A 21177-nucleotide genomic window follows, 5' to 3' on the forward strand; every position below is an offset into this window, starting at 1 on the left:
CCCCGCGATCCCGAAAAAAGCTTGCAAAATTCAAGCACTTTTCGCCACAATCGTCCCCACCCCCACCAATGTCCGACCCCCTCCCTAGTTTGTAAACGTCAGGTTCACATAACAGGAACAACCGAAAGGACACACACCATGGGAATGGACATGCTGATCGCAATTGCGAAGGAGCCGAGGATGACCCCCGCCGCGAAGGCGTGGTGCGACTCCCTCGAGCTCGGGCCTGAGGGGCTCGTGAAGATCGAGCAGGGCGTGCTGCTTGCTCGGGTGTCCCGGCTGGAGATCTCGGAGGCAGATCTCGAGCACCTGGAGCACCTGCTCGAGGTGGGGGCCGAGGAGACCGCTGCCGAGCCTGCGCTCCGCGCGCTGCTCGAGCTGGCGGTGACGACGCTGGCGGAAGGTCGGCGAGACGTGTCGAGCCTTTTCCTGCACAACACCTGGTGGATGGTCAGCGGCGGCCCGTCGTGGGGCGACAGCCCGACCGACGCGTACGACTTGCTCTGTGCCGTCGACGCGATGGGCATCACCGGTAAGGCGATGTCGGTGCGCGAGGTGAAGGCGGCGCACGCCACGATGGTGAGCGCCTGATGTCCTCGAAGGAGACCGTTAAGCTGCTCCGCGCGAACACCGGCGAGAGGGACATGCACAGCGTCTTCAGTGACTTCTGCTCGATGAGCGCAGCAGCCCTCCGCAACCGCTTCGACCCTCGCGGCCACCAGAAACGAGAGGAGCAATACGAACAGACTCGTGAGCGGTACTCAGAGGCCCAGTGGGGGCGGTTCGCCGAGGCCCTGGCCCTGGTGGCTATCGAACTGGCCAGGGAGCCGCGTGACGTGCTTGGCGAGGTCTACATGCAGCTGGAGATCGCGAGCCATGATCAGGGGCAGTTCTTCACCCCCTACAGCGTCTGCCAGCTGATGGCGGCGATGCAGGTTCCTAATGCCGCCGAGCAGCTGAAGACGCTGCCCTTCCTGACCGTCTACGAGCCCGCGTGCGGCGCCGGGGCCATGGTGATCGCCGTCGCACAGGAACTCGCGTCTCAGGGCGTCGATTGCGCCACGCAGCTGCACGTCACAGCCGACGATCTCAACCTCACCGCGGTGCACATGAGCTACATCCAGTTATCGCTGCTGGAGATCCCTGCCATCGTCAACCATCGGAACTCTCTGACGCTCGAGCACTTCGACGCTTGGCCGACGGCAGCTCATGCGCTGGGCGGGTGGCATCTCAAGCTCCCTGCTCCGACGGGAAGGGTGGGTTTGTTGCAGGAGTGAGCAGGCTGGCCCGGTGCAGGCCCGCATCTGGGCGGGGTAGAGATCAAACGCGCCCGCACTTGCCGAGACGACGCGTAGCGGCATGATGGCCTTGTGATCTCAACCCCACCCAGCAGTAGCAGCGGGACTCGTGCCACCTCCGGCCCCAGCCGTAGGCGTCGTTGGACTTCACTCGCCCTGTGGTGCTCAGTGACCCTGGCAATTTGCGGAGCCGCATGGTGGCTGCTCGCAGGGCCCCCGACGGTGCCGAACCCGGGAGCGATCATGTTCACTTCGCCCGGTCAGGGTGCCCACCTGTCATTGACCCTCACCGAGACCGACACCTTCAAGGCTGTCCTCATCCGAAACGTCGGCACCGAAGCCGTGGATGTCGGAGTGGACTTCACAATGCCAGGGGAGATCACGAGTACCAACTGGGTCACTGGTGAGTCCACTGACGACTCACCCGGGACGCTTCGCGCGGTCGGAATCCGTGAAGAGCCCGACAAGTTCTGCGAACTGTGGATGGGCACGGATAAATGCCGTTTTCCCCTGGATGTCGGCATGGCACGTAGGTTCACCTGGGATATCGACTCCACCTCATGGGTGACGCAGCAAGGTGCTCGATGGGCTGTACTGACACCGTTCGTTAGGCCGTCGAATATTTCCGGGGGAGTCGGCGAGGGATATCTCGATGCCCCCGCGATCGAAACCCGAGTGATGGTTGCGCTCCCCGATGCTGCACAGGTGGTAGCAGGGCCACCCGCAACGTGGGATAGAGACAACGCCGTCCAGGTCTTCAACTACTCAGGCGGCGGCCAAGTGTCCGCCTCGCTGATCCATGATGCCGCGCAACGGCCAGTCGAAGAGTTCGCGCTCTTCTTCCTTGCTGTGCTCCTCGGAATCTCGCTAGAGCGCACGCTCAAGTCCATCGGCGCGCTCGCGAGACCCGGCGGGTCAGATAGGTAGATCGCGGTCAGTCTGGGCGCTGGCGCGACTACGGCCGCTTCAGCCGATCGAGGTGCGCCGGGTACAGAGACTTGGTCGTGACCGAGATGATCACGCCCGCGTTTCGAGGCGCAAGACCGTAGCTCGCGCCGAGGGCTGCAGCGAAGTCGGCTACATCTCCCTGGCCCTCCAGAACCGCGAGTAGGTCGGATGAGATCTCTCCGATCTGACCATTCGTCAAGCCGAACTGATTCTGATCATGTTCCCTGATGGCGGCGAACAGACCGCGGATCTGCTCATTGGTCGGCCCTGCGGGCTGCTTGGTCTTTCTCCAGAACATTGCTTCCTCCTTGAATGGCGCCATCTTGTGAGCGCCTCTACCTCCAAGGGGTGCCTACGCCGGGCTGAAACCGACATAGTCGCCGCTTGAATGTCTGAGACCCCTCGTACTATGTAAATGTCAGGTTCACAACTACGAGCACGGGATTTCCGATGAAGACGAACACACTCCCCCAGACAGACGTCCTCCACGCGCGAGCGGCCATCAGCACGATCATCGAACCGGGCGACGGCGTCGCAGGATCGTTGATCGATGCACTCGGCCCGGTCGCCGCGTTCGACGCAATCACCGGGAACGGCCTCCAGGCCGCTCTGCAGGATGCCGGAGTCACCGAGCGCACCGCTCAGGAGTCCATCTCCCGCTGGACACCCCACATCAGCTCCTCGGTGATCGCCCACAACCTCACGTCCCTCGAGCGAGCGAACGTGACCCTCATCGATCCCGACACCATCCCGGCTCTCAGCGCTCTCGGCACGCAGCGCCCCGTCGCCCTGTACGTCCGTGGCAATGCGTCACTCCTCACTACACCGCGCCCCATCGCTGTCGTGGGAGCCAGGGCCTCAACAGGGTACGGAGAGCACATCACCAACGAGATCGTCTCCGATCTCGCAGAGCACCAGGTCACGATCCTCAGTGGTGCGGCTTATGGGATCGACGGAGCCGCTCACCGCGCCGCCCTCTCCGCAGGCATCCCCACCGTCGCCGTTGTCGCTGGCGGGGTCGGACGCCCCTACCCGGCGGGGCACTCGGAACTGATCAGCCGGATCGCTGAACGCGGCGCAGTCATTTCCGAAGTTCCCATGGACACAGCGCCGTCGAAGTGGCGATTCCTCTCTCGAAACAGAGTCGTGGCGGCCCTCTCCCGGGTGACGATCGTCACCGAGGCAGGGTGGCGCTCGGGATCCCTGAACACGGCGGGCCACGCCGCCGCTCTCGGTCGCAGTCTCGGCGCAGTCCCCGGCCCCCTGACCTCTGCTGCCTCGAGTGGATGCCACCGCCTGATCCGCGAGTACAACGCCGCCCTGATCACCAGCGCGCGCGACGTTCTAACACTGCTCGACGGAGAATGATCCGTGAGGGGTCGGGGCCAGTCTCCGGCCCCCCACGCGGCCGACGCGTGAGGGGGGACCGCTACCGGGCGAGATGGCATGACGCGCTTCGCAGCTACTGGGGATGATTCAGTCGCCAAGCAACACCGCGCGGGCGAGAGACATCAGCCCAGAGCAACTAACTCGTTGACGGATGATCTAGAGGCGAAGCCGCACCGGCATCACGGGCGCACCCAACGCTCTCATCGCCGTGAGTCGATGCCGGCCATCACTAGTGCGAGAAGTGACAACGCTCCCGTGGCCGGTCATCTGCACATCGATGGCCAAGACATCGGTCTCCACTGTGGCTCTCGCCGGCGAAAACTCTCCGCTCTCATCGATCATCCGATCTGCTATATCAACCCACGAGTGTCTGAGGTCGCGCGCTTTGGTGAGAACCTCGCCGATGAAGTTCTTCGTGCCGGAGAAAAAGCCGTCCAGCAGCGCCATCGACACCTCATACCGGCTGGCATCCACCCAGACCACTATCGTGTTTGAGTCGAGCGGGCCATACTCGATCACCGAGGCGGGCTCGTCTTGCCATTGACGGCTGTGCAGCTCGTAATAGAACTTGGCAACCTCATGCCACCGGGAGTCGACGTCGTTGAAGGGTGCTGCGGACACCTCGGCAGCCCAATGTCTGAACATTGCGTAGCATTCAGCGGCATCCGGATCAGTGAATTTCACATACCCGCGACGCATGAGGGTCATAGGGATACTCCTGAGGTGGGGTTCGAGACGTTCGACGCGCAGACCCGGAGCGAAAGATCCATCCTCCTGCGATCCGAACCCACAATGCCCCGATCATAGTGACCCCCTGCGGCCCAACCGCACACCACCTCAGAGCGAGAAACTACGCTCGGCATGGAGTCGAACTGCTCGGGGCCTCCCCCGTCGGAGGCCCCGAGTGGGTTCTGGTCACCGCCCTAGTAGCGGTCCTTCTCCCAGAAGATGTATTCCCGGTCGTCATCGGTGATGCCGGACTCGATGCCGATCGACCGCAGCCAGGCATTCATCAGCCTGCAGAGATCGGCCAGCACGGAGCCGAGTTCATCGGTGGTCATGGTTTCGTCGACCGGCCGCAGCCGGTGAAAGGCCAGGCTCCAGGCGTCCCAGCTATCTTCGACGTAGTCACTCCAGCCCTCCGGCAACGGATCCGGCCGTCGGGGCTTGCCGTTGTTGTCTAGGCCCAGTTCTGGGGCAAGGTAGGCGAATACACGGACCAGACCGTTCGCGGCGTTGAGGGTCCGATAGGCGGCCTCGCCAATACCGTCGCGCCAGGTGCGCTTGGCCTCGTTGAGCTCTGTGCGCAGATGCGCGATCGCGTCGGTGAGGTGGTCGACGTGGTGCAGCGGCGACGGCGCGTGGATGGCAGTGTATTGCTCGATGCGGTTGTCGTCGACGTGCGCCGAGAGCGGCTTGCGGCAGGCCGCGTCGCTCTTGCTCAGGCCCTCGACGTCCTGGTAAGTGCCCGCGTCTTCGCCGCGCAGCCTCAGCGCGGCATGCCCGGCCTCATGCCGACTGAGGTGCTCGGCCGCAGCGATCACGTGGGCGATGAGCGCCTCGACGAAACCGACGTCTTCTCGGGTGATGAACAGGACGTTCGCTGAGATCACGATGTCGAACGTTCCGTCGTCGTGCGGGAGCGTGATCGCCCCGGCATGACCGGCGCCGCGGGCGGTGGTGTAGGGGTTGTTCTCTGCCCGCTCGGTGATCCTGTTCACGGTAGCGACCATGTCGCCGGTGAGCGTCAACCTCCAGAGTGACCTGTCCGGCAGCAGTTCGACGATCCCCGTCACCAGGGCCTGCAACAGTCCCTGCTGCTCGATCATGAATGACAACGCGCCTGCCAGCTCGGGGTCGTCGAAGTCCTCGGGGAACCCGTCGAGCGAGATGCTTATCGGAGCGGCAGGGGTGTCGGTCATCACGGCCACCATAGACGACGCCTCCAACATCACTCCCGCGACAAACGGGCGGGTCCGGGCGCTCCGGGCCCCACGCCGTCGCGAAGCATGGCGAACACTGCTCGAACGCGGCGCTCTATGTCACCCTTGACTAGGGACCGTTGACCAACAAAAGGCTGACGACCCCGATGAGAGCCACGGCGTACGGAGCAAGGGCGACCAACCATTCCCGTACGTCGTGGCTTTTTCTTTGCTTCTTGGACATTTCAGAACCTCCTTTCCATCAGTGTCCGACTCAGAAATGCCAGTATCGTCACCCCTAAAGGTGACGATACGAATGATTGGCGGTGCTAGTGCCATGCGAGACACTGCGCCTGTGGACGTAGCGAGGAGGCTGCTGCTGGCCCGCGCGATTGCCGCCGCAGATGTGCACAGCCACCTAGTCGCCCGCGTGCAAGACCTTGAGATCTATTGGGAAGGCGCCTGGCTGGTGCCACCGTTCATAACAAACGGTGAATCCCCGAAGCTGCTGCGCGAAGTAGAGAATCTGGGCGTCGCTCTGCGGGTGTGGGCAGGCATGTCTTGGTCTGCGATCGCAGAGGACCGTGGATATCGCGGTACCAGGTCGAATGCGTCACCAGCCCGAAGATCAGCGACACCGAGCCGACAATTCGTTCACCGAACGTATAGCGCGGAAGTCAATCGGCTGCTCCATCACGCGAGCCGACCTGGTGCGATCCACGAGCTGACCTCCTCGAACCTCGCAGGCATCCCCGATAATCGCGACTACTTCGCGGCAGAGGACCGATCCCGGAGCGGCGATCGTGCAGTACGCGCCGACCTCATCCGTAGGACAGAACGACTTGCCGAATCACTGGGAGTCTCCGTCAACCCGTTCGAAGGGATCCGGGGCATGCAGCGAGACCTCGAAACCTATCTCTGGGGTCGTCTCCGCGCCGTCCGGGTGCAACGAAGCACACTGCAATCTATGTCCAGATTGTGGACAACTCTGCGCGAACGACGGGACAAGTGGTGGCTTGACAGCCCATCGGCCAACGACATCCCCGACCGGGAGACGATCATTGCTCAGCTCGAGCGCATGGAGTCTCCCTCAACGCCCCTGCCCCGATTTCCGCGCGGACAGACCTAGGCACTCAGCCACCGCACACGCAGACGCCGCGGCGAGCGTGCGGCACTTGACACCGCGACCGGATTTCTCCTAAGCACCCACTCGCGCGCTACCATTGCCGAAGACCAATCACCAGCTATCAGTAGCTCAGAGGTAGAGCACCGTTTTGAGGAAGCGGGGGTCGAGGGTTCGAGTCCCTCCTGGTCTTGGAGGCCCCCAATGCCACGCGCTCGGGGGCCTCACTCTTCTGACACCCACGACCGAGGGCAGAATCCATGACCAAGAGGCCTGACGAGATCTCCATCGAGCCCGCCTCCCCGGAGTACGTCGTCACGGTCGCCCGCGCGGTGCTCGCTGTCGACCACCAGAACATCCGAACCACCCCCGTCGGACGTACCGTCATCGGCTGGGTGCTCGCCGCTCACGATCAGATCCTGGCGATCGGGGAGATGACGCGAGACGGCCGCAAGAGTGCCACCGGGCCGAACACCCGAACAGTAATGGAGATCTCACTCCGCCTGATGTGGCTGCACGGCCTCGACGACCGGACAGCAGGGCTTCGCGCCCAGTTCGACACCGAAGCTCGGCACGCGAACAATCACCTCTTCAACCTCCAAGAGATGGGCCTGCCTGTCACCATCGTCGAGACCACGCCCGAGATCGACCTCGAGCAGTTCGGCCCTCTCGACACGGCTCTCATCGGTGTCGCTCGCGCCGTTCTCAACTTCTCCAAGCAGACCACCGATGCCGGCGGCTTCTACGACCGGTGGTGGACGGCAACGCAGTTCACACACGCGACGGCAGCGCTCGCCGACGCATACGCGCCCGTGTCCGCGTTTGGGGCCTTCACCACCCCTGACGAGCCGATCGACTGGTCAGGGCACCTCAACGCGATATCGATGGTCATCTGCGCCATCGCGGGGCAGATCCTCAGGGATGAGGGGCTCTCCCCCGACACAGCGCGGATGTTCTTCAACGCATCAGCCTCGGCCTAGCTCCACGCTGGTCACAGGCGGGTGCCGTATCGCTGTTCGACCAGCTCAATGGCCTCCTGCGTGGTGTTCCACGCGACTTCAATCGCCCGCTGCGTCACACCGAGATCAGCACTGAAACGGGCCAGCAGAGTGCCGTCCGAACTGCCATCAGCGATCCGCTCCATCGAGGAGCTGTTCACGACGCCCCCGTACGACGGATGAGACAGGCTGCTGAGTATGCGCCAGGTGCTCGCCGCATACTCGCCCGGCACCGCGACCCAGTCAGGGGTTTCCTCGACGGTGCAGACGGCCCGCACCATGTGGATTCACGGCGCGATCCCCTTCTTCACCATGGCGTGCGGTATCGAGAACGCCTGAGCTATGTCCCCGATTTTGGCCACATCGCGTGCGTACCGTTCGGCGATCCTCGCCTCCTCACGCGACAGCTCCTCATCGTCGTCGTCACTCATCGCCTTCACCATCGCTACCTCCTCCAGCTTGAGGCCGCGATCATGCCCAGAGTCCGACCACCGCGTTCGCAGCATCCGCGTCACGCGCTCAGTTCGGTCGTCGGGCCCGAGCAGCCACTTCACCAGGGCCGACGCCTCGAGGATCGATCGCAGGATCGGGTAGTGGGCATAGAGCGGCATCGAGAGCCGGTCGTTGGGGAACAGCAGCACCCCGNGGGCCGACGCCTCGAGGATCGATCGCAGGATCGGGTAGTGGGCATAGAGCGGCATCGAGAGCCGGTCGTTGGGGAACAGCAGCACCCCGAGGGCGCGCATGTTGTCGGCCGCCATCAGCAGCGTGGCGTTCACCAGGTGACTGCTGGTCATCCAAGCTGTCGTCGCCCGCCACATCGGACCCAAGCGCAGGCACAGCGGGCAACCGCTCGTGCCGAGCGAGAACAATCGGCGCTTGCTCCAGTCGTCGACGGATCTCCGCAGCCTGAACCAGCTCCTCCTCGTCCGTGACCTCCACCGGTTCCACCATCTCGACCTCGCCTCCCTCGTCACCACCGTAGAGCCGACGAAGGCACGATCGTGACGCTGGAGACGGGCTGGACCGTGCCCGACGGCGCCCCGGCGAACATCGTCTGCAACACCTGGGGCGGGCACATCGACGCGAGCCTCGACATCGTCGGGACGGTCTCGACCGCCGAGTTGCGGGTCTTCCGTGCGCGTCTGACGAGCTGGGGCGAGACCGGCTCGATCGTGCCGAACTCGACGCTCTTGCCCCTGGTACACGGCAAATCGGCGGAGCCCTGCGCGACGAGGACATGCACTTCCTGCGCACCGTGCGCACTGCTCGCGGGAGTTCGCTCGGCAGCTGGCCCTGCGCGCCCCGGGAGCCGGTGGAACGATCCTCAACGTCGGCTCGATGTCCGCCGAGATCATCAACCGTCCGCGCTGGCAGGCGCCGTACCTCATTTCGAAGGCGGCTGTGCACCAACTGACCAAGGCCCTCGCCGCCGAGTGGGCCGGGCGCGGCATCCGCGTCAACGCCATCGCCCCCGGCTACTTCCTCACCGAGATGTCGCCGGTGGACCAGCCGGAGTACCGCGAGTACTGCGTGGAGCCGGCTGCCCTGAAACGGTGGGGCGAGCCGCACTAGCTGGGCCCCGCGGCGGTCTTCCTCCGGCGCAGCATCGAGCTTCATGACGGGCTCCGTCGTCTCGATCGACGGCGGCTACACCATGTTCTGACCGGACGCGCCGGCGCATCCGGTGGCCGCCCCGACAACTCGATTCGAGCGCGCCGTCGCGCGCACCTAGCATCGGCCCGTGCCCCATCGCCTCGCCGCCCTCTTCGACCGACGGGCGCTGGCGATCTCCGGCGTCGTGCTCCTGGCCGTGACGATGCGCAGCGGCGTGGCCGCCGTCTCGCCCCTGGTCGAGCTCATCCGCGAGGACTTCGCCCTCTCCAACACGTTCCTCGCGGTGCTCGCGGCCATCCCGCCGGCGTGCTTCGCGCTGGCCGGGCTGTTCTCGACGGTGATGAGCAACCACGTGCGTCCGGAGCGGCTCGTGGTCGGCGCGATGGTCCTCGCGACGGCGAGCCTGGTGGCGCGCGGCTTCGTCACCGACAGCGTCGGCCTGCTGGTGGCGACGATCGGACTGTTCGTGGCGGTCGGGATCAGCAACATCGCCCTGCCGCCCCTAGTCAAGGAGTACTTCCCGAACCGCATCGCCGCGGCGACGGCCACGTACACGACAGTGATGGCGTGCGCGACCCTGGCACCGCCGCTGGTGGGCGGACCGCTCGCCGCGCAGCTGGGATGGCGGTTCTCGCTGGCGATCTGGGCCGTTTTCGCCGCGTTGGCGATCGCGCCGTGGGCGGTGCTGGCCGTGCAGAGCCGCACGCGCGGCGGCGCACGATCCACCCGCGGGGTCACCGCCGCCGCGCTGCGGATGTGGCGTCACCCGGTGGCGTGGGCGCTGCTGACGATCTTCACCGTGGCGGCGATCTTCGCCTACACCGCCTTCACCTGGCTGCCGACGGTTCTGGCCGAGACGGCCGGAGTGGATGCCGATGCCGCGGCGGGACTCCTGGCCCTGTACGCGGCGATCGGGCTGCCGCTCTCGCTGCTCGCACCCGCCCTGGCCCGGCGGCCCGCGGCGGTCCGGCTGATGTGCCTCCTGGCGGCCATGACCGGCGGCGCAGGTCTGGCGGGCATCCTCCTGGCGCCGGCGTTCTCGCCCGTCCTGTGGGTGCTGCTGTGGGCCCTCGCCGGGGTGATGTTCCCGCTGGCGCTGACGTTGATGAGCATGAAGGCGCGCACCGCGGCCGGGGCGGAGGGGCTGAGCATCTTCGTGCAGGGATGCGGCTATGCGACCGCTGCGGCAATGACCTTCGGTTTCGGCGCGCTGCACGAGCTGTCCGACGGGTGGGTGGTGCCGCTGCTCTTCCTCGCCGTCATCCTCGTCGCCGTGATCCCCGCCGGGATCGTGCTAGGACGCCCCACCACCGTCGAAGACCGCGGCGACCGTTGCCCGGTCCGCGCAGACTAGTCCGCGGCGAGCGCGCGTGCCGCACCCCGGCCGGCCACGCGCAGCCAGCGGGCGGGGTCGGCCATCGCGGCCTCGCCCGATCCGGCGAGATCCGTGAGGGTGGCGTACCACCCCGCCGGCTCGGCGCCCGCGGCACCGGCCACCACGGCGACGGGCGTGCCCGACGCCCGGCCCAGCTCGATCACATGGCCGACCACCTTGCCGCCCAGCGACTGGCTGTCGTACCGCCCCTCGCCGGTGATCACGAGATCGGCCTCCACGACGAGGTCGGTCAGCCCCGTGAGCGCAGCGACATGCGCGGCACCGCCGGTCAGGACGGCACCCCAGCGGTGCAGGGCGAACCCCACCCCGCCGGCCGCGCCGGTACCCGGTTCGCCCGGGTCGCCGCCGAGCAGGGCCGCGGCGTCGGCGAGGCGCTCCTCCAGCAGGGCGACCTGTGCCGCATCGGCGCCCTTCTGCGGCGCGAACACCGCGGCGGCGCCGTGCGGGCCCAGCAGCGGTGCCGTCACGTCGGTCAGCACGATTGCGCCGTCGACCGGCGGGCGGCGCGATCCGAGCGCGTCGCGCACGGGAAGTCCGGCGTCGGTGGACGCGGAACCGCCGATCCCGACGATCAGTCGACGGATGCCGCTATCCAGCGCCGCCGCCATCACCTCGCCGAGACCGCGAGAGGTGGCCCCCATCGGATCGAGTTCGCCCATCAGCGGCAGGCCGCTCATCTGCGCCATCTCCACCACGCCCACCCCGCCCGGCAGCTCCAGCCACTCGCCGCGGCGCGGCGTCCCGTCGGGGCCGGTGACGCCCTCGACGACGTGCACGATCGCTCCGGGCACGCAGCGCCCGATCGCCGTGAGGGTGCCCTCGCCGCCGTCGGCCTGCGGGCACACGATCACCTCGTCGCCGGTACGCTCGTCCAGCCAGCCGTCCCGGAGCGCCTCGGCCGCGGGGCCCGCGTCGATGGTGCCCTTGAACGAGTCCGGGGCGATCACCACGCGACGAGGGCGCCCCTCGCCTGCTGCGGCTGCCGGCGGCATCCCCTCACGCATCGCGCAGCTCCGCCGGCAGGAGGTGCGCCGGGAAGCCCTGATAGGCCACGGGGCGCACGAACCGCTCGATGGCCGAGGTGCCCACCGAGGTCGTGCCCGCCGCAGTGGTCGCGGGGTACGGTCCGCCGTGCTGCTGCGCGAAGGTCACCGACACGCCCGTGGGCCACTGATTCCACAGCACCCGCCCCGCGCGGGACGCCAGGGACTCCACGAGGGGCTCGAGGTCCTCCTCATCCGCCTCGCCGATGATCGTCGCTGTCAGCTGGCCGTCCATGACGCGTGCGAGCTCCAGCAGCTGCGCGCGGTCGCGATAGGTCACCACGAGCGCGCTCGGACCGAACGACTCGGCCATCAGCCGCTCCGAGTCCGCCAGCACGGAGTCGATGTCGGTGCCGTGCAGCGAGGGCGCCGGCGGGTCGGCGAGGGCGTCGGCGGAGCCGGCGAGCACCTCGACGCCGGGATGGGCCCGCAGCGTCTGGACCGCCGCCACGTAGCCGCTCTGGATCCGCGGGTTCAGCAGCGGCTGCGCCGGCCCGAGGTCAGCCGAGGCGAGCATCCCGCGGATCGCGGAGTCCTCCGGCACGACCAGCACGCCGGGTTTGGTGCACAGCTGACCCGCCGAGCCGGTCATCGAGCCGATGAAGCCGGCGGCGATCGACTCGGCGCGGGCTTCGGCAGCGGCGGCGGTGACGAACACCGGGTTCACGCTGCCCAGCTCCCCGTAGAACGGGATGGGCTCGGGTCTCGAGACGGCGATGTCGAACAGGGCCCGACCGCCGGCGATCGACCCGGTGAAGGCTCCCGCCTTGATGCGGGCGTCCTGCAGCACCGCCACGCCGGCCTGCGTGCCGAACACCACCGAGAACACCCCATCCGGGAGCCCGTGGCTCGCGATCACGCGACGGACCAGGTCGCCGGTCAGCGCGGAGAGGGCCGGATGCCCGGTGTGGGCCTTGACGACGACGGTGCACCCGGCCGCGAGCGCCGAGGCGGTGTCGCCGCCGGCCACGCTGAAGGCGAAGGGGAAGTTGCTCGCCGCGTAGACGACGACCGGTCCGAGCGGTCGCGCCGTACGACGCAGGTCGGGCCGCGGCGCACCCATGGGCCACTCGGGATCGGCCGGGTCGAGCCGCACGCCAAGATATCCGCCGTCGCGCAGCACCTCGCCGAACAGCCGCAGCTGGAACGTCGTGCGCGTCAGCTCGCCGTTGAGTCTGCCCTCCGCCAGGCGGGTCTCCTCGCCGGCGATGCGCACGAGCTCGTCGCGGGCGCCCTCCAGCTCGGCGGCGATGTCCTCCAGCACGACCGCCCGCTGCCCGCGCTCCAGGCGGGACCAGACGGGGAACGCCTCGGCGGCGCGGCGGACCGCGTCGATTACCTCGGCGTCCGGGGTGGGGGTGACGACGGTCATGCGTCTGCTCCTGAGGGGGTGAGGACGGGCGTGCGCTGCGCGTCCAGGTGGCGCAGCATCCGGGTCAGTCCGAATGTCCACGGGGGAAGCTCCTCGGCGATGCCCACGGTGGTGCGCAGGGTGCCGAGGCGGGGGCTGGAGATCTCGACGACGTCGCCCGGGTGGTGGGTGAATCCGGCACCGGGCTCGTCGCGGTCGGTGGTGGGGGCGAACATCGTGCCGGTGTACAGCGCGAAGCCGTCGGGGTACTGGTGGTGCGCTCCGACAGTGGCCGCCACGAGCTCCTCGAACGTCCGGCTGATGCGGCTCAAGGGGCTGGCGGCCTGCAGCGCGAAGCCGTCCTCGCCGTCGATGCGCAGAGTGATCTCCGCATCCCGCAGCGCGTCCAGTGCGAACCCGTCGTCGAGCATCCGCACGAACGGCCCGATGGCACTGGAGGCGTTGTTGTCCTTGGCCTTCCCCAGCAGCAGAGCCGAGCGCCCCTCCACGTCGCGGAGGTTGACGTCGTTGCCGAGGGTCGCACCGACGATCCGCCCGGTCGAGGCGACCACGAGCACCAGCTCGGGCTCGGGGTTGTTCCACGAGGAGGCCCGCGGCACGCCGACATGGGCGCCGTAGCCCACGGACGACAGCACGGGGGCCTTGGTGAACACCTCCGGGTCGGGCCCGATGCCCACCTCGAGGTACTGCGACCACAGTCCCTGCTCCCGCAGCACGTCCTTCGCGCGGGCCGCCTCCGGCGAACCGGGGCGCACGCTGGCCAGTGTGCCGCCGAGGGCCTCGATCACCCGCGTGCGCACCGCCCCCGCCCGCTCCGGATCACCGCCGACGCGCTCTTCGATGACGCGCTCGATCATGCTGTCCACGAACGTCACACCGCACGCCTTGACCACTTGGAGGTCGATCGGGGCGAGCAGGTGCGCCACGTCCTCACGATGCGCGGCGCCGGCGAGCTCGGCCAGCGACCACCGCGGCGGGTGCGCGGCGACGGCATCGATCACCGCGATCGCGTCCTCGCGCTCCATCAGCTCCGACACGGTGCGCGTCTCGGCCGACAGGTCCACGAGGCCGTCGCCGCACACGGCGACCACGCGAGGGCCGGCGATCTGCGGATCCCATACGCGTCCGACGAGGCGGGCCGCACCGGCATCCCGGGGCAGCACTCCCGCATCGGTGCCGTCAGCGTGCATCGTCGGACCGCCAACGGTAGGCGTCACGGGAAGCCGCGCGCATCTGCATCCCCGCGCCGGGCAGCGTCGGGGCCAGATAGCGGCCGTCGCGGATGCGCACCGGGTCGGCGAAGTGCTCGTGCAGATGGTCGACGAACTCGATCCGTCGAGCCTCGCGCGTGGCCGCGACGGCGACGAAGTCGAACATCGACAGGTGCTGCACGGCCTCGCACAGCCCCACACCGCCCGCGTGCGGGCACACCGGAACACCGAACTTCGCAGCCAGAAGCAGGTTCGCCACGTTCTCGTTGACACCGGCGACCCGCGTGGAGTCGATCTGCATCACCGAGATCGCACCCAGCTGGAGCAGCTGTTTGAAATTCATGCGGTTCGGGGAATGCTCGCCCGTCGCCACCCGGATCGGAGCGATGCCGCGGGCGATCCGCGCGTGGGCGACCACGTCGTCGGGGAACGTCGGCTCCTCGATCCAGTACGGATCGAATTCGGCCAGCGCACCGACCCAGTCGATCGCCTCCTGCGCTTCCCAGCGCTGATTCGCGTCGATCGCGATCGGGAAGTCCGGCCCGCACACCGCACGGGCGATGCCCAGCCGGCGCCGGTCGTCCGCCAGGCTGGCGCCGACCTTGAGCTTGATCAGCTCGAATCCCTCGTCCAGCGCCTCGCGGCACAGACGCTCGAGCTTCTCATCGCTGTAGCCGAGCCAGCCCGGAGAGGTCGTGTACGCGGGAAAGCCCTCGTCCAGCAGGCTCGCTTCGCGCTCGGCCCGCCCGGGCGCGGCGCGCTCGAGGATCTCGAATGCGTCATCGGGGGTGAGCGCGTCACCCAGGTAGCGAAAGTCCACCAGCTCGACCAGCTCCTGCGGCGTCATCCGCGACAGGAGCTGCCACAGCGGCATCCCGGCCCGCTTGGCCTTGATGTCCCACAGCGCGTTGACGACCGCGCCGATGGCCATGTGGATGACACCCTTCTCCGGCCCCAGCCAGCGCAGCTGCGAGTCGCCGACGAGTTCACGCCACGTGTCGCCCATCCGCTCCAGGAGCGGCTCCAACTCGCGCCCGACGAGCTGCTGGGCGACCAGGTCCACCGCCGCGGTCTGCAGGTCGTTGCCCCGGCCGATCGTGAACACGAACGCGTGTCCCTCGATGCCGTCGGCGGCATCCGTGCGCAGCACGAGGTAGGCCGCGGAGTAATCCGGGTCGGGGTTCATCGCGTCGGAGCCGTCGAGGGCTTCAGAGGTGGGGAAGCGGATGTCGACGGTGTCGAATCCGACGACCCGGGTCATGCCTGGCTCCGGCGGAACACGGCCGCGACGCCCTGACCGCCGCCGATGCACATCGACACCATCGCATGCTCGCCGCCGGTGCGGCGCAGACCGCGCAGCGCCCGCAGAGCGAGGATCGAGCCGGTCGCGCCGACGGGGTGGCCCCACGCGATTGCGCCGCCGAGCGGGTTCACGCGATCGGCGATCAGGCCGGCGTCGCGCTGCACCGCGACGGCCTGGGCCGCGAACGCCTCGTTCAGCTCGACCCAGTCGATGTCGGAGACCCCCAGTCCGGCACGTTCCAGGACGCGGGCGATCGCCGCGACCGGCGCGTATCCCATGACCTCGGGCGCCAGGCCCACCTTCGAGAAGGCGACGAGCTCGCCGAGCACGGACAAGCCACGCTCCGCAGCCGTGGAGGCGCGCATCATCACGATCGCGGCGGCACCGTCGTTGATGCCCGACGAGTTGCCGGCCGTGACGGTACCCTGCTCGGAGAACGCGGCCCGCAGCCGCGAGAGCGCCTCCAGGTTGGTCTCGCGCGGGTGCTCGTCGGTGTCGACGGTCGCCGTCTGGCGCCGCTGGGCGACCTCGACCGACACGATCTCTCCGGCGACGGCGCCCGACTCCATCGCGGCGCGGGCCTTGCGCTGACTCTCCGCGGCAAAGGCATCCTGCTCCGCCCGCGAGATGCCGTACCGTTCGGCGACGTTCTCGGCCGTGCGCCCCATGGGGTAGTCCCCCCACGGATCGGTGACCAGCGACAGGGTCCCGTCGATCTGCTGGCGGTGGCCGAGTCGGTAGCCGTCGCGCGCCGCGTAGTCCAGGAACGGCTGGCGGGTCATGTTCTCCACTCCGCCGGCCACCACGATGTCGGAGTCGCCGCGGTTCAGCTCGTCCGCCGCGGTGGCGATCGCCTGCAGGCCGGAGCCGCAGAGCCGGTTGACGGCGAACGCGGTCGAGGATGTGGCCGCACCCGCCGCGAGGGCGACCCGCCGGGCGATGAAGGCGTCGGGGCCGACCTGGCCGACGCAGCCGAGGACGAACTCGTCGACGTCGGAGATGTCAACGCCCGAGCGCTCGACGGCGGCGCTCACCGCGAGCGCTCCGAGGGTGTGGGCGGGGACGGAGGCGAAGGCGCCTCCGAAGCTGCCGACCGGGGTGCGGGCCCCGTCGACGAGAACGATCGCGTCGGTCATCGTGCTGCTCCTTCTGGTGTGCGGTTGTCGAGTCCGATGGAACGGAGGGCGGCGGCGGTGTCCTCGTCGCTCTCGGCGGCGATCACCCGCCATCCGTCCGGAGTGAGGCCCAGCAGGTAGTCCTCGGTGGCGAGGAACACCTCTTTGCCGTCGGCGAGCGCGGCCCGGCCGTTGAAGGTGAGGTGATCCACGGCATCGACGAACTTGCGGTGTCGTCCGCGCGACGACATCAGGAAGCAGATCCGGCGCGCTCCGCTGAGGATGTCGATGAACCCGCCGCATCCGATCAGACGGCCGCCGAGCTTGGAGACGTTCACGTCGCCGCTCATGCTGACCTGGCCGGCGCCCATGAAGGCGATGTCCACGCCGCCGCCGGTGTAGAAGTCGAACTGCGCGGCGTGCCCGACGATGGCCTGAGGATGCAGCGCCGCCCCGAAATCGGTTCCGCCCAGCGGCACGCCGCCGTAGACGCCGGATTCGATGGACATGGTCACCTGCGCCAGCATCGACGTCTCGGCGAGCGCCACGCCGATGGTGTCGCCGGGGATGCCGGTGCCGACGTTGACCACGTCGCCCGCCTGCACCAGCGCGGCGCCGCGGCGACCGATCTTCATGCGGTCCTCGGCGACGGCCCGGGAGGCGAACACCGCGGTGAGCGCCTCGTCCGAGATGACCCCGCCGACCAGCTCGGCCTTGAGGTCGGGCGAGTCGGTCGTCCGCTGGTAGCGGTCGGCATCGGAGACCTGCACGACGTAGTCGATGAGGTTGGCGGGCACGGTGACGTCGCGCGGGGCGATCTGTCCGTCGGCGACGCGATCGCGTACCTGGGCGATGACGATGCCTCCCGAGTTGCGCGCGGCCTGCGCGAGCGAGAGGGCGTCCAGGCCGGAGGCCTCATCACCCTGCGCGAGGTTACCCGATGCGTCCATCCGCGAACCCCGCAGCACGGCGACGTCGAGGGGGAACGAGCGGTACAGCAGCGTCGGGGCCCCGTCGATCTCCAGCAGCTGGACGTACTGGCTCGCGTCGATGTTCGCGCGAGCGGAGGCGTTGACGCGACCTCCTTCGATGCGTGGATCCACGAACGTGCCCAGACCCACCTTGCTGAGGTTCCCAGGGCGTCCGGCGGCGATGGCGCGCAGCAGCCCGGAGAGCTGCCCCTGCGGCAGGCACACCCCCTCGACGCCGTCGTCGTTGATCAGGGCGCCGAGGCCGGGGGCGAGTCCCCAGTGCGGCCCGACGATGCGGGCGAGCAGACCGGGGACGGCGAAGCGCTCCAGGCCGTGCTCACGGTTGGACTGGCCGGCCGGGTGGACGACGGTGAGCGCCCTCGGCGACCCCGTCTCGGCGTAGGAGTCGGCGATGGCGGCGTAGATCTCGTCGGCGACGCCCATCATGGTGAACCCGTCCAGGCCCACCGTGGCGCCGTCGGCGATCAGGCCGGCGGCGTCGCGGGCGGTGACCTCGCGGGGGGTCATATGCGGTACCCGCCGCCCACCTCGAGCACCTGACCGGTGATGTAGCCGGCGCCCTCGCTGGCGAAGAACGCGACGGCGGCTCCCACGTCACTGGGCGCGCCGGCGCGACCCATCGGGATCTTGTCCAGCTGGGCCTGGTGGATGTCGGCCGGGATGCCGCGGGTCATCTCGGTGTCGATGAAGCCCGGGCAGATGGCGTTGACCGTCACGCCGGCACGGGCCAGCTCCCGCGCGAGGGTGAAGGTCAGGCCCAGCACGCCGGCCTTGGCGGCGGCGTAGTTGGCCTGGCCGACGTTGCCCTCCCAGGAGGCGGAGGAGATGTTCACCAGGCGACCGCTCTTGCGCTCGCGCATGTGACGGGCGGCGGCACGGCTGACGTAGAACACGCCACTCAAGTCGACGTCCAGCACGATCTGCCACTGCTCGTCGGTCATCTTGTGGGCCATCGCGTCTCGGTTGATGCCGGCGTTGTTGACCACGACGTCGATCTGGCCGAAGCGCGCGACGGCCTCGTCGAAGGCCCGGTCCACCGACGCGCTGTCGGAGACGTTCAGCTCCAGGGCGCGGTGGCCCTCGCCGAGGGCGGCCGCCGTGGCCGTCGCCGTCTCCAGGTCGACGTCGGCGACCAGGACGCGGAAGCCCTGGGCCGCCAGCGTCTCGCAGATCCCTCGCCCGATGCCGCGTCCGGCGCCGGTGACCAGCGCCGTCTTCTGCTCCGTGTCAGTCATCAGCTCTCTCGTTCCTCTCTGGGACATCCACATGTCCGTCCGATGCGCAGCGCATGCGGGATGCGCGCGCGGGTCGTCGTGCTGCGACGACCCTCGATCTTGTCGATCAACACATCCACCGCGCGACGCGCCATGTCGACGTGCGGCTGTACGACACCCGTGAGCCGGATCATCTCGGTGGCGCACACCTCGATGCCGTCGAATCCTGTGATCGCGATGTCGCCGGGGACGTTCAGCCCCCGCGACTGCGCGTGGGTCATCACGCCGAGCGCCAGCACGTCGCTGCCGCACAGCACGAACCGCGGTGGAACCGGCAGTGCGAGCAGGCGCTCCGCCGCCGTGCGGCCGCCCTCGAGGCTCAGCGGCACGCTGATGCGGTACTCCGGGAGCACCTCCGCACCCGCGGCACGCGCTTCCGCCAGGAACCCGCGCTCGCGGTCGGCGGAGGCACTGGAGCTGCGCGGGCCGATCACCGTCGCGACGGGGCCGCGGCCGTGACCGAGCGCGTGGGCGGCGATCTCGCGGGCCGCGACGACGTCGTCGATGCCGACGAAGTCCGCCCCGACACCGGTGTAGGTGCGAGAGATCTGCACGAACGGCAGCCGTGCGCGCCGCATGTCGCGCACCGGCTCTGCGCTGTCGGAGCGCGCCACCGCGATCGCGATGCCGTCCACGCCGCGCTCGATCATCGAGCGGATGGTCGTCGAGGCCGAATCGTCGTCGTCGCCGGTGTGCGCGAGGAAGACCCCGAAGCCGCGCCGCGCGGCCGCAGCGCAGAAGGCGACCGACAGCTCCGGGTAGAACGGGTTGGCGACGTTCGAGAGGGCCAGCCCCAGCACGTCAAGCGTGCGGCGCTCCCGCTCACGCACGGGACGGTCGTAGCCGAGCCGCTCGGCGACGGCGATCACGTGATCGCGGGTGGGCTGGGAGACCCCGCCGCGGGCATTGAAGACGTACGAGACGCTGGCCGTACTGACCCCGGCCTCGCGTGCCACGTCTCGCGCCGAAACACCGACGCGACGGCCCGCGAGGGGCGGCGTCGCGTCGGAGTCCGACGTCGTCGTGGGTGTCATGTCGTGAACGCTAAGGAAGGGCGGTGAAGTTCAGCAACGTTAAGCAGCCGGCGCGTGCGGATGCCGCAACCGGTCGATCCCCGTCAGCCGTTCCACATCCCGCTCTGCTTCATGGCCTCCTCGGTGGCGACCTGCGCGGCCTGGACCGCCGCCTCCGCGGACGATCCGTCCGCCACGGCCGCCGACAGCGGCGCGGTCATCTTCAGCACGACGTCCCACCAGTTGGGGTGCGCGAAGAAGGACACCGGACGACCGGGCGCCGTCGGCTTGAGGATGATGTCCGCGTCCGGGGCGCTGCCCAGCTCGAAGGACTTCAGGGTGATCTCCGCGTTGGGGTTGGCCTCGACGTACTCCGGGATCTCGTACAGCGACTGGCGCGTGCCCGGGGGCACCGAGGACCACCCGGTGTCCTCCGCCACGAGGGTGAGGTAGTCCAGCGACGTCGCCCACGACAGGTAGCGCCAGGTGGCCTCCTTCTGCTTCGACGACGTGAGGATCGACAGCCCCCACGACCAGAAGTTCCCGCCGAAGTCGGTGTCGGCATGCGGGGCGAGCGCGTAGCCGAGCTTGCCGGCGACCGAGCTCTGGACCGGGTCTTCGAGGGTGGATCCGGCGACGGTGGAGTCCACCCACAGCGCCGATGTCCCCTGGCTCATTGAGGCGAGCGACTCGGTGAAGCCGGCGGTGGCGACACCGGGCTGACCGGTTTCCTGGAGCAGCTTGACGTAGTCGCTGATCGCCGCGAGGGTGGGCTCCTCCGTCAGGGTGGGCTGCCACTCCGGGGTGAGCAGCCGGCCGCCGTAGGTGAGCACCATCGGCTGCATGGGCGTGATGAACTCTCCCGCGATGCCGCGCATCGTGGTGCCGGTGAGCGTCTTGCCGTCGACCGACTGGCCGTGGAGCTGGCGGGCGAGGGCGAGGATCTCGGTCCAGGTCGGAGCGTCGGGCACGACGATGCCCATCGAGTCGGTGAGGTCCTTGCGGTACATCAGGCACTGCGACTCGCCGTAGATCGGGGTCGCGAACAGCGTGCCCTCGGCGGACAGGTACGACCGGGTCATCGGCACGAGGTCGTCGAGGTCGTAGTCCCCGTCGGCGGCGGCCATCTCCTCGAGCGGCTCGAGCCAGCCGTTCTTCGACCA

21 protein-coding genes and 1 tRNA gene are annotated in these 21177 nt (G+C 68.5%); 8 read left to right on the plus strand and 14 right to left on the minus strand.

The genetic code is table 11. The features are described 5' to 3' along the window. Nucleotides 1-180: 180 nt before the first annotated feature. From D514_RS37200 to D514_RS37210, 3 genes are all read left to right on the plus strand, one after another. Nucleotides 181-591, plus strand: coding sequence for a hypothetical protein (locus tag D514_RS37200; protein ID WP_144053120.1), 411 nt, complete (start codon nt 181-183; stop codon nt 589-591). Beyond that, nucleotides 591-1277, plus strand: coding sequence for an N-6 DNA methylase (locus tag D514_RS37205; protein WP_017831505.1), 687 nt, complete (start codon nt 591-593; stop codon nt 1275-1277). The genes D514_RS37200 and D514_RS37205 overlap by 1 nt, the downstream gene beginning before the upstream one ends. Nucleotides 1278-1541: 264 nt before the next feature. Beyond that, nucleotides 1542-2225 carry a hypothetical protein gene (locus tag D514_RS37210; RefSeq protein ID WP_017831506.1) on the plus strand — a complete coding sequence of 228 codons (684 nt, stop codon included), beginning with the start codon at nt 1542-1544 and terminating at the stop codon, nt 2223-2225. Between the two features lie 28 nt (nt 2226-2253). Here D514_RS37210 and D514_RS37215 read toward each other — a convergent pair whose 3' ends face one another. Next, entirely contained in the window at nt 2254-2568 is a 315-nt protein-coding gene (locus tag D514_RS37215) for a hypothetical protein (RefSeq protein WP_144053122.1), read from the minus strand. Nucleotides 2569-2696: 128 nt separating this feature from the next. Here D514_RS37215 and dprA point away from each other — a divergent pair, with 128 nt between their 5' ends. Next, a complete protein-coding gene (gene dprA, locus D514_RS37220) occupies nt 2697-3614 on the plus strand; it encodes a DNA-processing protein DprA (protein WP_017831508.1) in 918 nt (305 codons plus the stop codon). A gap of 177 nt (nt 3615-3791) precedes the next feature. Here the strand turns inward: dprA and D514_RS37225 are convergent, their stop codons facing one another. Both D514_RS37225 and D514_RS37230 read right to left on the minus strand, forming a co-directional pair. Then, complete coding sequence (locus tag D514_RS37225; RefSeq protein ID WP_017831509.1) at nt 3792-4343, minus strand: hypothetical protein; 552 nt, start codon at nt 4341-4343, stop codon at nt 3792-3794. 215 nt (nt 4344-4558) lie between these two features. Next, complete coding sequence (locus D514_RS37230; RefSeq protein WP_144053123.1) at nt 4559-5557, minus strand: hypothetical protein; 999 nt, start codon at nt 5555-5557, stop codon at nt 4559-4561. Nucleotides 5558-6801: 1244 nt separating this feature from the next. On the opposite strand from D514_RS37230, the gene D514_RS37235 reads away from it, so the two are divergent. Together D514_RS37235 and D514_RS37240 are read left to right on the plus strand one after the other, a co-directional pair. Further along, a tRNA-Leu gene (locus D514_RS37235) sits at nt 6802-6873 on the plus strand. 67 nt (nt 6874-6940) lie between these two features. After that, nucleotides 6941-7660, plus strand: coding sequence for a hypothetical protein (locus tag D514_RS37240; protein ID WP_017831511.1), 720 nt, complete (start codon nt 6941-6943; stop codon nt 7658-7660). Nucleotides 7661-7671: 11 nt separating this feature from the next. On the opposite strand, the gene D514_RS37245 is transcribed toward D514_RS37240, so the two are convergent. Then, nucleotides 7672-7959, minus strand: a complete 288-nt coding sequence (locus D514_RS37245) for a hypothetical protein (RefSeq protein WP_017831512.1) — start codon at nt 7957-7959, stop codon at nt 7672-7674. A gap of 692 nt (nt 7960-8651) precedes the next feature. After that, complete coding sequence (locus tag D514_RS37255; protein ID WP_017831514.1) at nt 8652-8924, minus strand: hypothetical protein; 273 nt, start codon at nt 8922-8924, stop codon at nt 8652-8654. 77 nt (nt 8925-9001) lie between these two features. Here D514_RS37255 and D514_RS38595 point away from each other — a divergent pair, with 77 nt between their 5' ends. Together D514_RS38595 and D514_RS37265 are read left to right on the plus strand one after the other, a co-directional pair. After that, complete coding sequence (locus D514_RS38595) at nt 9002-9253, plus strand: SDR family oxidoreductase (RefSeq protein ID WP_236611012.1); 252 nt, start codon at nt 9002-9004, stop codon at nt 9251-9253. 169 nt (nt 9254-9422) lie between these two features. Beyond that, on the plus strand, nt 9423-10649 hold the full coding sequence (locus D514_RS37265; RefSeq protein WP_017831516.1) for a CynX/NimT family MFS transporter: 1227 nt from the start codon (nt 9423-9425) through the stop codon (nt 10647-10649). Here D514_RS37265 and D514_RS37270 read toward each other — a convergent pair. The 9 genes from D514_RS37270 to D514_RS38255 form a co-directional block, all read right to left on the minus strand. Then, nucleotides 10646-11695, minus strand: coding sequence for a glycerate kinase (locus D514_RS37270; protein ID WP_017831517.1), 1050 nt, complete (start codon nt 11693-11695; stop codon nt 10646-10648). The genes D514_RS37265 and D514_RS37270 overlap by 4 nt on opposite strands. Next, a complete protein-coding gene (locus D514_RS37275) occupies nt 11688-13106 on the minus strand; it encodes an aldehyde dehydrogenase (NADP(+)) (RefSeq protein WP_017831518.1) in 1419 nt (472 codons plus the stop codon). The genes D514_RS37270 and D514_RS37275 overlap by 8 nt, the downstream gene beginning before the upstream one ends. Further along, a complete protein-coding gene (locus D514_RS37280) occupies nt 13103-14296 on the minus strand; it encodes a fumarylacetoacetate hydrolase family protein (RefSeq protein WP_017831519.1) in 1194 nt (397 codons plus the stop codon). Before D514_RS37280 ends, D514_RS37275 begins: the two co-directional genes overlap by 4 nt. Then, nucleotides 14286-15578: an enolase C-terminal domain-like protein gene (locus tag D514_RS37285; RefSeq protein WP_017831520.1), complete on the minus strand. Its 1293-nt coding sequence runs from the start codon at nt 15576-15578 to the stop codon at nt 14286-14288. The genes D514_RS37280 and D514_RS37285 overlap by 11 nt, the downstream gene beginning before the upstream one ends. Then, nucleotides 15575-16756 (minus strand): thiolase family protein, encoded by a 1182-nt coding sequence (locus tag D514_RS37290; protein WP_017831521.1) that lies wholly within the window; start codon nt 16754-16756, stop codon nt 15575-15577. Before D514_RS37290 ends, D514_RS37285 begins: the two co-directional genes overlap by 4 nt. Further along, nucleotides 16753-18234 (minus strand): CoA-transferase, encoded by a 1482-nt coding sequence (locus tag D514_RS37295; protein ID WP_017831522.1) that lies wholly within the window; start codon nt 18232-18234, stop codon nt 16753-16755. Before D514_RS37295 ends, D514_RS37290 begins: the two co-directional genes overlap by 4 nt. Next, a complete protein-coding gene (gene fabG, locus D514_RS37300; protein WP_017831523.1) occupies nt 18231-18962 on the minus strand; it encodes a 3-oxoacyl-ACP reductase FabG in 732 nt (243 codons plus the stop codon). Before fabG ends, D514_RS37295 begins: the two co-directional genes overlap by 4 nt. Then, entirely contained in the window at nt 18962-20035 is a 1074-nt protein-coding gene (locus tag D514_RS37305) for a LacI family DNA-binding transcriptional regulator (RefSeq protein ID WP_017831524.1), read from the minus strand. Before D514_RS37305 ends, fabG begins: the two co-directional genes overlap by 1 nt. Before the next feature lie 83 nt (nt 20036-20118). Then, the coding region (locus tag D514_RS38255) for an extracellular solute-binding protein (RefSeq protein ID WP_036323990.1) at nt 20119-21177 on the minus strand (1059 nt) is incomplete at its 5' end.

Origin of the sequence: Microbacterium sp. UCD-TDU (genome assembly GCF_000340625.1) — a bacterium.
Classification (GTDB): Bacteria; Actinomycetota; Actinomycetes; order Actinomycetales; family Microbacteriaceae; genus Microbacterium; species Microbacterium maritypicum.